9 protein-coding genes are annotated in these 12913 nt (G+C 69.0%); 5 read left to right on the top strand and 4 right to left on the bottom strand.

The features are described 5' to 3' along the window. Positions 1-630 precede the first annotated feature (630 nt). The 4 genes from HFP89_RS14660 to HFP89_RS14645 all read right to left on the bottom strand — a co-directional run bounded on the left by HFP89_RS14660 (position 631) and on the right by HFP89_RS14645 (position 8917). Entirely contained in the window at positions 631-2982 is a 2352-nt protein-coding gene (locus HFP89_RS14660; protein WP_168718423.1) for a polysaccharide biosynthesis tyrosine autokinase, read from the bottom strand. A 31-nt stretch (positions 2983-3013) separates the two neighbouring features. After that, entirely contained in the window at positions 3014-4033 is a 1020-nt protein-coding gene (locus HFP89_RS14655; RefSeq protein ID WP_168718422.1) for a polysaccharide biosynthesis/export family protein, read from the bottom strand. Between the two features lie 136 nt (positions 4034-4169). After that, positions 4170-5183, bottom strand: a complete 1014-nt coding sequence (locus HFP89_RS14650) for a hypothetical protein (RefSeq protein WP_168718421.1) — start codon at positions 5181-5183, stop codon at positions 4170-4172. Positions 5184-7414: 2231 nt separating this feature from the next. Beyond that, positions 7415-8917, bottom strand: coding sequence for an NADP-dependent isocitrate dehydrogenase (locus HFP89_RS14645; RefSeq protein WP_168718420.1), 1503 nt, complete (start codon positions 8915-8917; stop codon positions 7415-7417). A 140-nt stretch (positions 8918-9057) separates the two neighbouring features. Here HFP89_RS14645 and HFP89_RS14640 point away from each other — a divergent pair, with 140 nt between their 5' ends. The 5 genes from HFP89_RS14640 (at position 9058) to HFP89_RS14620 (ending at position 12599) form a co-directional block, all read left to right on the top strand. Beyond that, entirely contained in the window at positions 9058-10041 is a 984-nt protein-coding gene (locus tag HFP89_RS14640) for a LysR family transcriptional regulator (protein WP_168718419.1), read from the top strand. A gap of 148 nt (positions 10042-10189) precedes the next feature. Further along, complete coding sequence (locus tag HFP89_RS14635; RefSeq protein WP_168718418.1) at positions 10190-10753, top strand: RNA polymerase sigma factor; 564 nt, start codon at positions 10190-10192, stop codon at positions 10751-10753. Continuing rightward, positions 10750-11118, top strand: coding sequence for a DUF3619 family protein (locus tag HFP89_RS14630; RefSeq protein ID WP_168718417.1), 369 nt, complete (start codon positions 10750-10752; stop codon positions 11116-11118). The genes HFP89_RS14635 and HFP89_RS14630 overlap by 4 nt, the downstream gene beginning before the upstream one ends. Next, the gene (locus tag HFP89_RS14625) at positions 11115-11762 is read left to right on the top strand and encodes a DUF3106 domain-containing protein (RefSeq protein WP_168718416.1); all 648 of its coding nucleotides are present in this window, start codon (positions 11115-11117) and stop codon (positions 11760-11762) included. Before HFP89_RS14630 ends, HFP89_RS14625 begins: the two co-directional genes overlap by 4 nt. 351 nt (positions 11763-12113) lie before the next feature. Beyond that, complete coding sequence (locus tag HFP89_RS14620; protein ID WP_168718415.1) at positions 12114-12599, top strand: hypothetical protein; 486 nt, start codon at positions 12114-12116, stop codon at positions 12597-12599. Positions 12600-12913 lie beyond the last annotated feature (314 nt).

Below are 12913 nucleotides of genomic sequence, written 5' to 3'. Positions count from 1 at the left end.
TCGCCTATTCGGCGCCCCGGAACGACGGAGGCATTGCGAGCGGCGCCCTCTATCTCCTGGTCATCCCGGAGCCGGCACCCTCTACCTTCCCGTCATCCCGGGGCCGGCGCCCTCTACTTCCTCGTCATCCCGGGGCCGGCGCAGCCGGAACCCGGGATCTCGTGACGCGATCGCCCGTAGAACCCTGCCGCCCGCGTCACGAGGTTCCGGGTTCGCCTGTTCGGCGCCCCGGAACGACGGAGGTATTGGAAGCGGTGCCCTCTACTCCTGGTCATTCCGGGGCCGGCACCCTCTACCTTCCCGTCATCCCGGGGCCGGCGCCCTCTACTTCTGGTCATCCCGGGGCCGGCGCAGCCGGAACCCGGGATCTCGTGACGCAATCGCCCGTAGAACCGTGGCGCCCGCGTCACGAGGTTCCGGGTTCGCCTGTTCGGCGCCCCGGAACGACGGAGAAGGAGGACGCGGCGCCCCGGGACGACGGAGGTATTGGACGCGGTGCGACGAGAGCGGCGGAGACAGGGCAGGCGGCGCCCTGCCCCTGACTCCTGAACCCCGAACCCCGAACTCCGAACCCCGAAACCCGAAACCCGAAACCCGAAACCCGGAACCCGGAACCCGGAACGCGCCGTTTCAGGCGGTCTTGCCCAGCGCCTTGGTGTCTTTGCTGTCGTCTTCGTCCGACTCGTAGTTGTAGTAGTACGCGCTGTAATAGGCATAGTCGGGGCTTTCGAGGTCGACGGCGTTGAGGACGACGCCGAGGACGGGAGCGCGGACCTGGGCCAGGCGGCGCATGCTGGACTTGATGTTGTCCTTGTTGGTCTTGCCGGCCGAGGCGACGAGAACGAGGCCGTCGACCTGGCGCGAGAGGACCATGGAGTCGGCCAGGCCGAGGATCGGCGCGGTGTCGATGATGACGTGGTCGAAGGCCCGCGTGCTCATGCCGATGATCTTGCCCATGCGCTCGGAACTGAGCAGTTCGGCGGGGTTGGGCGCGGAGTTGCCGCTGGGCATGATGAACAGGCCCTCGACGTCGGTCTTGAAGATGGAGGCTTCGTCGGCGGCTTCGCCCTGGCTGCCGGCGATGCGGTTGGTCAGGCCCGGCGACTGCGGCTTGCCGAAGTCGCGGTGCAGACGCGGTTTGCGCAGGTCGGCGTCGATCAGCAGGACCCGGGCGCCGTTCTGGGCCATGACGGTGGCCAGGTTGATGGCGGTGGTGGTCTTGCCGTCGCCCGGGCCCGGCGAGGTGATCAGCAGGGTCTTCGGCATGCCCTCCGGGGTGGAGAACATGAGGCTGGTGCGCAGCGAGCGGAAGGCCTCGGAGACCGACGACTTGGGGAAGCGGGCCGAGTAGTGGCCGACGGCGCGTTCGGGCAGCGCGATGTCGGCGTGGTCCTTGCGCTGGTCTCGTGTCTTGACCATGGGCACCAGGCCCAGCACCGGGCGGCCGGTGAGCGCTTCGAGGTCTTCGGTGCGGTGGACGGTGGAGTCGAAGAACTCCAGCACCAGCGCCAGGCCGACGCCGGCCATCAGGCCCAGCACGATGGCCAGGGCCAGGTTGCGGCTGAGGTTGGGGCTGAACGGTGCGCCGGCCGGCAGCGCGCCGTCGATGATGGCGATGTTGTTTTCCTGCACGCCTGCGGCGACGCCGATTTCCTTCATGCGCTGGAGCAGACCGTCGTAGAGCTCGCGGTTGGTCTCGAACTCGCGCCGCAGGATGTTGTACTGCACGCCCTGCTGGTTCAGCGCCAGGATGGCCTGTTCGCGCCGCTCGATCGCGTCGCGCAGCGATTCGGCTTCGGCGGTGCGGCTGTTGTAGCGGGCAAGGATTTCGCGGACCGCCAGCGCGCGTTCGTCGGCGATCTGTTCGGAGATGGTGTCCATCCGGTTGCGCAACTCGACCAGCGTGGGGTAGTCGTCCTGGAAGCGCTGCGACAGGCTGGCGTATTCGGTGGCCAGCGCGGCGCGCTGCGCCCTGAGTTCACGGATGGCTTCGCTGTCGCTGACCTGGTTGATGTCGGCGGCCTGGCCGCGCTGGATCATGGTGCGGTACGACTCGAGCTGGACCAGTTCGGTCTCGACGGTGCTCAGGCGGGCGTTCAGGTCCTCCAGGGTGGTGTTGGCCATGGCGATGCGCTGCTCGAGGTCGGCCACCTGGTTGGCCTGGGCGAAGTCCAGCAGGGCCTGGTCGGCGCGCTCGAGCTCGATGCGCATGTCGGCCAGTTCGCCTTCGAGGAAGTCGCGGGCCTGGGCGCCGGCATCCATGCGGCGCTGCATCGAGGCCCGGGTGTACTCGTCGACGACGGCATTGGCCATGCGCGCGGCGAACTGCGGATCGAAGGCCTGGACGCTGACGTTGACCAGGTTGGAGTTGCGCACCGGTTCGATCGACAGCCGGCCCATCAGGGTGCCGGCGGCGCGCTTGACCTCGCGCTCGCGGCGCTGCTCGGCGCTGAGCCCTTCGATGCGCGCGGTCGGCTGCGAGCCGAGCGCGCGCTTGATGGCGCCCGGCAACGAGCGCAGTTCGCCGATGAGGCTGCGCTGGCGGATTTCGCCGGTGAGCTCGGGGTGGTTCTCGACATTCTCGGCGCGGACCACGGCCTCGGCCAGCGAGCGCGAGCGCAGGATTTCGTACTGGGTGGTGTAGAACTGCTGCTGGGCCAGGTAGCCCTGCCCTTCGCCGGAGAAGTCGGCGTAATCCAGGATGCGGCTGTTCGGCGGCGTGATCTGGATGGTGGCCGCGGAGCGATAGACCGGGATCATCAGCGTCGTCGACAACAAGGTGGCGACGGTGATGATGGCCAGCACGCTGATGACGACCCACTTGCGCTTGACCAGGATGCGCCAGTACTCGCGCAGGTCGATGGTGTCGTCGTCGTCCGGCGGCTGGGTGAACGGGTCGTAGGGCGCCAGCTGCTGACCGCCGCCCTGGCCGACCGGGCGCAGGTGACGGCCGTTCGGGTCGTCGTCTCGATGGTCGGTCATCGTCGTTCCCCCTGAATGCCTCGACGAATCATCACAGTGGTCGGAAGCCGAGCATGGCGATGCGGGCCAGGCCGTTCCACAGGCCGATCCACGCGGTGCGGATGGGGCCGTTCTGGACCACGACGATGTCGCCGTCGCTCAGCGGCAGGTCGTTGTTCGGCGACAGGCGGATGTCTTCCATCGCGACCGTATTCTGCTGCCACTCGCCGGTGACCTGGTCGCGACGCAGCACGTGCAGGGTGTTGCGGTTGGCCTCGAACTTCAGGCCGCCGGCCATTGCGATGGCCTTGAGCACGGTGATCTCGCCGGGCGCGCGGAACACGCCGGGGCGCTCGACGGCGCCCTCGACGAAGATCGAACCGGCCTCGGGCACGTTGATCAGCGCGTCTTCGCCGAGCACCAGGTTGACGTCGGTCCGACCGCTGGTGAGGTCTTCGACGGCCACGGCGACGTTGCGCATGCCGAGTTCGCCGGACTCCGGATCGCGAACCTTGTCGGTGAGGTAGACATAACCGCCGGCGTGCTGGCCCAGGCCGCCGGCCATGGCCAGCGCCTCGATCAGGGTGATCTTGCGTTCCACGTTGTAGACCCGCGGTTGGCCGACGGCCCCGACGGCGGTGAACTGCTGGCTGCGGAACTCGACGACCGAGACGGTGATCTGCGGGTTCCTGAGGTAGCGCTCGCCGTAGCGACGCTCGAGCACGTCTTCGGCATCGGCCAGGGTGTAGCCGGAGATGTCGATCTGGCCGATCAGCGGCAGGCTGATCCGACCGTTGCCGTCGATGCGGTATTCGCCACTGAGCTCTTCGACGCCGAACACGTTCATGCGGATTTCGTCACCGGCACCCAGCCGGTAGATGACGTCACCCTCGTTGCCGACCGACAGCGACAGCAGCTGCTGGTTGACGGTATCGATGTCCGGGTTGGCGCTGGTGTACTGGCTCTGGAATTCGGCCAGCGACATCGTGTCGGCGCCGTTGTTGTTCGAGGCACAACCGGTGAGGGCCGCCAGCAGCGGAAGGGCAAGGAGAAGAAGAAGCATTCTGTTCATGAAACGACGTACGCACCCCACTGGAGAAAGCCCTTGCGGCCGTGCCCGGCGTAGCGGCCGGCCCTGCGGATGATTCGACGAAGCGCACCGATCGTCGGCGCGCGGCCGGGGCCGATGCGGCCCGGCTCCGATCGGATCAGGGCGAGACCGGCTGCGGATCGTCGTCGTCGTCGCTGGCTTCGGAGACGATGTAGACCGCGAGCGCACCGGCACCGACGGCCATGATCGGCCCCGCGAACCCGCCGCCGCCCCCGGCGCCGACGCTGGAGGCTGCGGCCACCACGGCTTCCGGGCGCGTGACCGAAAGCGGCACGAAGGCGAGGATTTCGCCGGTGTCTTCGTCGATCAGCCGGATTTCGTAATCGCCCTCGGTCCCCGGCGCGGTCTTGGCTACGCTGTTCTCGCCGCGGATGCTGGCTACGGAATCGAAGCGACTCGGCGCGGCCCCTTGCGGCGCGACGGCGAGGTAGTTGCCGTCGAGCGCTCCGGGCGCGTCGATGACGACGTCGAAGCTTTCGTTCGGGCCGACGGTTTCCGGGGCGACGATCCGAATGGCCGATTCGGCCTGGACGTCGACCGCGGCGGTGGCCGGCAGGTCGAGCAGGCCCACGGTTTCGCCGGCATCGACCTGGAGCTGCATCGCAGCACCGTTGCGCACGTGCAGCGCGCCGGACTGGACTTCGACCTTGACGTTGCCGCCTTCGAGGCGATGGACCGTGCCGACGAATTCGCCGCTGCGGGCAACGTCCACGCGGACGGTGTCCGGCGAGGCGGTGGTCAGGGTGAAGTTGCCGGCCGTGAGCACCAGCGACTGGGCGGCTTCGGGCAGCGCGTACAGCACGCGGCCGGCCTGGAGATCGACCCGGACCGCGCCGTCGTCGGCAGTCCCGACCGTGGCCTCGCTGCCTTCGTGGAAGCCCAGCCCGCCGCCGGCGTTCAGGTTCAGCACGGCCGCGCCGCGGTGGGTGCGCAGCGTATCGCCGGTATAGAACGTGGCGCCGTTCTGCGTGAAGCGGACGAACTCGGTCTCACCGGCGGCGCGCACATCGTAGGCGGCATCGGCGTCGAGCGTACCGACCGGACCGGCCCAGGCGGAGGCACAGGCCAGCGCCGAGGTTGCGAGGAAGAATTTCGAGATTCGATTGTTCACGTTGCTCCACCCTACCGGCTGATCGCCGCGTCTCGGATTTGCGTCCGGTGGACCGATTCGGTTCGCGTCGAGGCAACCGATGACAGACTGCCAATCTGCCGGAACCCGTCGCGATCGACGAACGCCCATTCCAGACATTGGGGTTCAGTGTACCGACACGCGAGCCGGCACGTCAACATGCGAACGATCGGAAATACGAGGAAAAAGCTGAAAATACCGAGGGTTGGGAGAAGGTTGTGTTCAGCGGATGAACGGGGGTTCCCGATGACCAGGTTCGCCAGTCCGGCGCTGCGGAACGGCGGAGGTATTGGAAGTGGTGCCTACTACACCTCGTCATCCCGGGGCCGGCGCCCTCTACCTCCTGGTCATCCCGGGGCCGGCGCCCTCTACCTCCTGGTCATCCCGGGGCCGGCCCCTCTACTTCCTGGTCATCCCGGGGTCGGCGCCCTCTACTTCTGGTCATCCCGGGGCCGGCGCAGCCGGAACCCGGGATCTCGTGATGCGATCGCCCATCGAACCCTGCCGCCCACGTCACGAGGTTCCGGGTTCGCCTGTTCGGCGCCCCGGAACGACGGAGAAGGAGGAAGCGGCATCCCGGAACGACGGACGTATTGCGAGCGGCGCCCTCTACTCCTGGTCATCCCGGGGCCGGCGCCCTCTACTTCTGGTCATCCCGGGGCCGGCGCCCTCCACTTCCTGGTCATCCCGGGGCCGGCGCAGCCGGAACCCGGGATCTCGTGACGAAATCGCCCGTAGAACCGTGGCGCCCGCGTCACGAGGTTCCGGGTTCGCCTGTTCGGCGCCCCGGAACGACGGAGAAGGAGGGAGCGGCGCCCCGGAACAACGGAGGTATTGCGAGCGGCGCCCTCTACTCCTGGTCATCCCGGGGCCGGCGCCCTCTACTTCCTGGTCATCCCGGGGCCGGCCCCCTCTTCTCCTGGTCATCCCGGGGCCGGCGCAGCCGGAACCCGGGATCTCGTGACGTGATCGCCCGTAGAACCCAGCCGCCCACGTCACGAGGTTCCGGGTTCGCCTGTTCGGCGCCCCGGAACGACGGAGAAGGGAGGAAGCGGCATCCCGGAACGACGGAGGTATTGCGAGCGGCGCCCTCTACTCCTGGTCATCCCGGGGCCGGTGCCCTTTACTCCTGGTCATTCCGGGGCCGGCGCCCTCTACTTCTGGTCATCCCGGGGCCGGCGTAGCCGGAACCCGGGATCTCGTGACGCAATCGCCCATCAAACCCTGCCGCCCGCGTCACGAGGTTCCGGGTTCGCCTGTTCGGCGCCCCGGAACGACGGAGAAGGAGGAAGCGGCGCCCTCTACTTCCTGGTCATCCCGGGGCCGGTGCAGCCGGAACCCGGGATCTCGTGATGCGATCGCTCGTAGAACCCTGCCGCCCACGTCACGAGGTTCCGGGTTCGCCTGTTCGGCGCCCCGGAACGACGGGGAAATTGAGGCCGGCGCCCCGGAACGACGGAGGTATTGGAAGCGGTGCCCTCTACTCCTGGTCATTCCGGGGCCGGCGCCCTCTACTTCCTGGTCATCCCGGGGCCGGCGCAGCCGGAACCCGGGATCTCGTGACGAAATCGCCCGTAGAACCCTGCCGCCCGCGTCACGAGGTTCCGGGTTCGCCTGTTCGGCGCCCCGGAACGACGGAGAAGGAGGAAGCGGCGCCCTCTACTTCCTGGTCATCCCGGGGCCGGTGCAGCCGGAACCCGGGATCTCGTGACGTGATCGCCCGTAGAACCCTGCCGCCCGCGTCACGAGGTTCCGGGTTCGCCTGTTCGGCGCCCCGGAACGACGGAGGTATTGCGAGCGGCGCCCTCTACTTCCTGGTCATCCCGGGGCCGGTGCCCTCTACTTCCTGGTCATCCCGTGGCCGGCGCCCTCTACTCCTGGTCATCCCGGGGCCGGCGCAGCCGGAACCCGGGATCTCGTGACGAAATCGCCCGTAGAGCCCTGCCGCCCGCGTCACGAGGTTCCGGGTTCGCCTGTTCGGCGCCCCGGAACGACGGAGGTATTGGAAGGGGCACCCCGGAACGACAGAGGCATTGAAAACGGCGCCCCGAGACGACGGAGAAGGAGGAAGCGGCGCGACGGAACGACGGGAACAGGGAAAGCGGCGGCCGCGACGATGGAGACGCGGCGGCCAGCGGCCTCGAAACGGCAATCCCGAATCCCGAATCCCGAATCCCGAATCCCGGAACCCGGAACCCGGAACCCGATCGTGCCTACTCCCCCTGCCCCAGCGAATAGCCGCGTTCGCCGTCGAAGGTGTAGAGGTGTTCGGTCTTGATGAAGTCCAGGCCGTCGGCGACGAAGTTGTCGAGCAACGCGAGGACGTCGGCGTGGGTGGCCGGGGTGCCGTGGGGGGTGCGGAAGCGGCAGCGCCAGTGGTCGGTGCAGCGCGTTTCTGGGAGTCCTTCGGGGAAGACCTTCACGCCGCGGTTGGTGATGATGACCAGCTCGAACGCGGTGCCGTCGGCCAGACGCTGGACGCGGCGGCCCAGGACGTCGGGATTGCGGTCGTGGGTATCCCAGTCGAGGAACACGTCGATGCCGTGCAGGGCCTTGTCGGGCCGGCGTTCGGCGCGCGGCCAGCTGTTCTCGGCCCGCGGCAGGGCGCCTTCGCTGGCGCGGATCTCGCCTTCGGGGCGGCGTCCGAGGCGCTCGATGACGGCTTCGCCGAAGGCCCGGGTGCCCAGTTTCTTCGCGCTACGGCCTTCGCGGTAGAGGTCGGCGGTGTGCAGGCCGTCGGCCAGGGTGGCCAGCCAGGCGTTGTGGATGGTTTCGGCCGTGGCGGTGTCGTCGATGTAGCGAAGCATCTCGATGGCAGCCAGCAGCAGTCCGGAGGGGTTGGCGATGTCCTGGCCGGCGATGTCGGGGGCCGAGCCATGGACGGCTTCGAACATGGCGAAGCCCTCGCCGATGTTGGCCGAGCCGCCCAGGCCGACCGAGCCGGTGATCTGCGCGGCCACGTCGGAGACGATGTCGCCGTAGAGGTTCGGGGCGACGACGACATCGAACATCTCGGGCCGATCGGCCAGCAGCGCGGTGCCGATGTCGATGATCAGGTGCTTCGCCTCGATCTCCGGGTACTCCGCGGCGATGCGGTCGAAGGTGCGATGGAACAGGCCATCGGTGACCTTCATGATGTTGTCCTTCGACAGACAGTGAACCCGGTCGCGGCCCTGCGCGCGGGCCAGTTCGAAGGCGTAGCGGATCAGCCGCTCGCTGCCCGGCTCGGAAATCAGCTTCAGGCACTGGGTGACTTCGGGGGTCTGGCGATGTTCGATGCCGGCGTAGGTGTCTTCCTCGTTCTCACGGACGATGACCAGGTCCATGTCCGGATGGCGGGTGTCGACCCACGGATGCCAGGCGCGGCACGGACGGACGTTGGCGAACAGGCCCAGCGCCTTGCGCATGGTCACGTTCAGGCTCTTGTAGCCACCGCCCTGCGGGGTCGTGATCGGGCCCTTGAGCAGCACGCGATGCTCGCGGATGGCGTCCCAGGCCGACTGCGGGATGCCGGAGGTGACGCCGTCGAGATAGCACTGCTCGCCGACGGTGATGGGGTCGAAGCGCACGCGCGCGCCGGCGGCTTCGAGAATGGCGCAGACGGCGCCGGAGATTTCCGGCCCGATGCCGTCGCCTTCGGCCAGCGCGACAGTGACGCGCTCGGGATGGGCGGCGCGCGAAAGCCGTGCGTTGAGTTCGTCGAGTTGTGCGGACATGGTCGACCCCGTTGTTGTGGTTCTGATTGGCGGGCGGAGTCTAGTGGACCGGTCGGGTGTATGAAAGTTAATATGAATGACATGATGAATAGACTTTCATCAACTCATTCCACCTGCCGTTCGACCCCGGGGCCCGGCCGATGATCCGCGCCACACTGCACCAGCTCCGGATCCTTCGCGTGGTGGCCGAGGAAGGCTCGATCGCCCGAGCCGCGCAGCGGCTGCACCTGACCGCGCCGACGCTGTCGATCCAGCTCAAACAGCTGACCGAGCAGCTGGGCCTTCCGCTGTACCAGGTGATCGGACGCCGGCTGCAGCTGACCGGCGCGGGGCGCGACGCGCTGGAAGCCTCGCGCCGGATCGACGACGAACTGAAGCGGCTGGAGCAGCGCCTGGCCGCGCGCGGCGGCATCGAGCGCGGGCGGCTGCGGATCGCGGCGGTGTCGACCGGGGAATACCTGGTGCCGCGGCTGCTTGGCCGGTTCCGCGAAGCCCATCCCGGCATCGAGGCCAGCCTGCGCATTCTGCCGCGAGACCGGCTGCTGGAGCGGCTGGACCAGGGCCTGGACGACGTCTACCTGATGACCCGTCCGCCGAGCGACCGCGACGTGACCGCCGAGCGCATCGGCGCCAACCCGCTGGTCATGATCGCCGCGCCCGACCACCCGTGGATGAGCCGCCGGCGAATCGACGTGCGCGACGTGGCGCGGGCGCGGTTCGTGGTGCGCGAGGAAGGCTCGGGCACGCGGTTGTGGATGACCGAGTGGCTGGAGCGCTTCGGCGTGGACCTGGCACCGGCGCTGGAGCTGGGCAGCAACGAGGCGATCAAGCAGGCGGTGCAGGGCGGGCACGGACTGGCGGTCATCTCGCTGCACGCGGTCGGCCTGGAGCTGGAAGCCGGGCGGCTGGCCCTGCCGCCGGTACCGCATTTCCCGGCACCGGTGAACTGGCACTGGGTGCAGCGCCGTGACATCCTGACCCCGCCGGCCGCCGAGGCCTTTCGCCGCCACCTGGCCGACCAGCTTCCGGCGCTCGACGCCATGCTGGCCGCTGTGCTGGAGCGCGAGCTGGGCGCGCGCGCGGTCGAGCGGGCCGGGCTGGAGCGAACCCGCCCGGCCCGATGAGGCGCTGCGCGGCGGCCCCGGCGCAGCATCACGGCGACGGCCGGCGGCGGATACTGGCGCAGGCCTGTCAACCCCGGGCCGGGCTGCGCGTTGTAGCTCCCAGGATCGTCCGGACGACTGCCTCTTGACCTCGGAGCCCACACTGACGATGGACAACGCGCCCGCGGCCAACGACCCGGCCGACGATGAGACGCTCGAGGCCTTTCTGGCCGCGGTGCAGCCGCGTGCGGTGGTCATGGCCCGGCTGTCGCTGGGCTCGGAGGACGACGCGCTGGACGCGGTGCAGGATGCGATGGTGGCGTTCGTTCGACGCTACGGCGATCGCCCGGCCGCTGAGCGGCGGCCACTGTTCCACCGCATCCTCGACAATCGCATCACGGACCTGCACCGCAGCCGCACGCGGCGCGGCAAGTGGTGGTGGACGCCGGGCCGGAACGTCGAGGCGCCGGACCCGGTCGAACAGGCCACCGCCGAGCCGGCGGTGCTGCCCGGGCCCGAAGGCCACGCCGAACACGAGCAGTTCGCGGGCCGACTGCAGACCGCGCTGGCCGCGCTGCCCGACCGCCAGCGACAGGTGTTCCTGCTGCGGGCCTGGGAACAGCTGGACGTTCGCGAGACGGCCGAAGCGCTGGGCGTGTCGACCGGCTCGGTGAAGACGCATTACTTTCGAGCGCAGGCCCGCCTGCGCGAACTGCTGGAGCACGAACGATGAACGAGCATCGAGATCGCGACTGGAACGACCGGGTCCGCGGCGCGCTGGACGCCGAGGCCGACGATGTCGCCCGGCGGCACGGCGACCGCCTGGCCGAGGCCCGGCGCGCGGCGCTGGCCGAGCGAACGGCCTCGGCGGCGCCGTCGCGCTGGACCGTGATGCTGCCGATCGCTGCATCGGTGGCGGTGGTGGCGCTGACCGCCGCGCTGCTGATGCCCGGTGGAGAAATGCCGGAGCCGATGCCGATGACCGACGATCTCGACCTGCTGGCCTCGGAGAGCTTCGACCTGGCCGCCGACGAACCGGCGTTCTATGCCTGGCTGGCCGAACAGGACCTCGACGAGGCCCCGGAGCGGTCCGGATGAAGCGCCTGGTGCTGGCCGCAACGCTGATCCTCGCTTCGGTCACGGCCGGTGCGCAGGACTGGAAGGACCTCGACGAGGGCCAGCAGGCGCTGCTGGCGCCGTGGTCGGAGCGCTGGGACTCGCTCGACGACGCGCAGAAGGAACGGCTGCTGACCCATGCCGAGGAATGGCGCGACATGACCCCCGAGCAGCGCGACGACGTACGCCGCCGGCTCGAGGCCTGGGACGCGATGACGCCCGAAGAGCGCGAGCGGATCCGAGGACGGATGGAGCGGCTGCGCGACCTCAGCCCCGAGCAGCGCGCGCGGCTCAAGCAGGCCCAGGACCGCCTGCGCAACCTGCCCCCGGAACAGCGCCAGGCGCTTCGCCAGCGTTGGGAGCGCATGAACGGCGGCGAACGCCGCGCCTTCCTGCAGGGCATGCAGGCCGAGCGCAGCGCCGGCGAGCGCGAATGGCGGACGCTGCTCAGCGAAGGCGAACGCGCCGCCCTGCCCGGCGTCTGGGAATCGCTGGACCGCGCCGACCGGCGCCGGCTGATGCGCACGATGCGCGACCTCGGCGACGAGGAGCGCGCCGCGCTGGCTCGCCAGCTGATCGAGGCCGAGCCGGCGGCCCGGGCCGCGATCGTTCGGCGGGGGGAGTGAACCGGGGGGAGGGCAGGTTTCAGGGTTCAGGGTTCAGGGTTCAGGGTTCAGGGTTCAGCTTCTCGGTTCTCGGTTCTCGGTTCTCGGTTCTCGATGAATGGTGAACGGTGAGCGAGGTTTTCGTTCTCGGTTGTTGGTCACCGTTCACTGTCCTTTTCCACGCTCTTCGCAGTTTCCCGGCTTCTCGTCCATCTTCTGTCGATCGGAGCCTGCGGCCACCCACGGGGCTTCGGTCGGGCGGTTCGCCGGGGGCGGCCGGCAGGTCGCAGCCGTCAACCGTTCCGGCGCCGGACCCGTTGTTGTCTTCGACGCCGACAGCGCGTCCTTTTCCCCCACCGAAGGAGCTTTTCGATGAACCGTTTTTCCCCCCTGATGCTGCTCGCCCTTTCCCTGTTCGCTGTTCCGACCGTGGCCGCGGTGGATCTCCAGCGTGACGTGACGCTGACCGATCCGGCAGGCGGGACGCTGGTCATCGCCACGTCCGGCACACTGGAGATCGGCGGCAGCGAGACCGAGACCGTCGCCCGCTTCACCGACTTCCAGCCCGACGCCGACGGCCGCAGGGTCAACGGCGAGATGGTCCGTAACCGCTACGGCGACGGCGATGCCGTGATCACCACCTACGACGGCCTGATCGAATCCGAGACCACTGACGCGGCTGGCAATGCGGTGATCAACACGCTGCTGATCGAGAACCTGACCGTCCGCCGCGCCGGCGAAGGACCGGAGTTCAGCGGCCAGGTGAGCTGGAACGGCGAGACCCTCGATGCGGCCGAACTGCCGCCGCGCGCCCGGTACGTGCTGCGCCGGGCGCTGCGGTTCTTCAAGTACGCCTGAGCGACGATCTCGAAGGTCCGGGCCGGGGCGCCTTCGGGGCCCCGGCTCTTTTCGTTCCCGGGGAACGGTCGATCGTCAGCCGGGGTTCGCCTGTCGGAGGGCGCTTGCTCGCGAACCGGCCGGGCCGCCCTTCGCCCGCAAGCGGTCTCCAACAGGCCTTCGGTCGGGCGTTGCGCGCGATTCGACTGTTGGAGGGCGCTTGCTCGCGAACCGCCCTGACCACCCTTCGCCCGCAAGCGGCCTCCAACAGGCCTTCGGTCGGGCGTTGCGCGCGATTCGACTGTTGGAGGGCGCTTGCGCGCGAACCGGCCGGG

It is taken from the genome of Wenzhouxiangella sp. XN79A (genome assembly GCF_012272825.1).
Lineage (GTDB): Bacteria > Pseudomonadota > Gammaproteobacteria > Xanthomonadales > Wenzhouxiangellaceae.
Note: the sequence above shows the minus strand (reverse complement) of the source record. Positions and strands in the feature narration are given on the sequence as shown.

What these genes read in the sequence shown, in the direction of transcription:
- HFP89_RS14660 (WP_168718423.1), bottom strand. Translation starts at nt 2,982, where the DNA reads ATGACCGACCATCGAGACGACGACCCGAACGGCCGTCACCTGCGCCCG.
- HFP89_RS14655 (WP_168718422.1), bottom strand. Translation starts at nt 4,033, where the DNA reads ATGAACAGAATGCTTCTTCTTCTCCTTGCCCTTCCGCTGCTGGCGGCC.
- HFP89_RS14645 (WP_168718420.1), bottom strand. Translation starts at nt 8,917, where the DNA reads ATGTCCGCACAACTCGACGAACTCAACGCACGGCTTTCGCGCGCCGCC.
- HFP89_RS14640 (WP_168718419.1), top strand. Translation starts at nt 9,058, where the DNA reads ATGATCCGCGCCACACTGCACCAGCTCCGGATCCTTCGCGTGGTGGCC.
- HFP89_RS14635 (WP_168718418.1), top strand. Translation starts at nt 10,190, where the DNA reads ATGGACAACGCGCCCGCGGCCAACGACCCGGCCGACGATGAGACGCTC.
- HFP89_RS14630 (WP_168718417.1), top strand. Translation starts at nt 10,750, where the DNA reads ATGAACGAGCATCGAGATCGCGACTGGAACGACCGGGTCCGCGGCGCG.
- HFP89_RS14625 (WP_168718416.1), top strand. Translation starts at nt 11,115, where the DNA reads ATGAAGCGCCTGGTGCTGGCCGCAACGCTGATCCTCGCTTCGGTCACG.
- HFP89_RS14620 (WP_168718415.1), top strand. Translation starts at nt 12,114, where the DNA reads ATGAACCGTTTTTCCCCCCTGATGCTGCTCGCCCTTTCCCTGTTCGCT.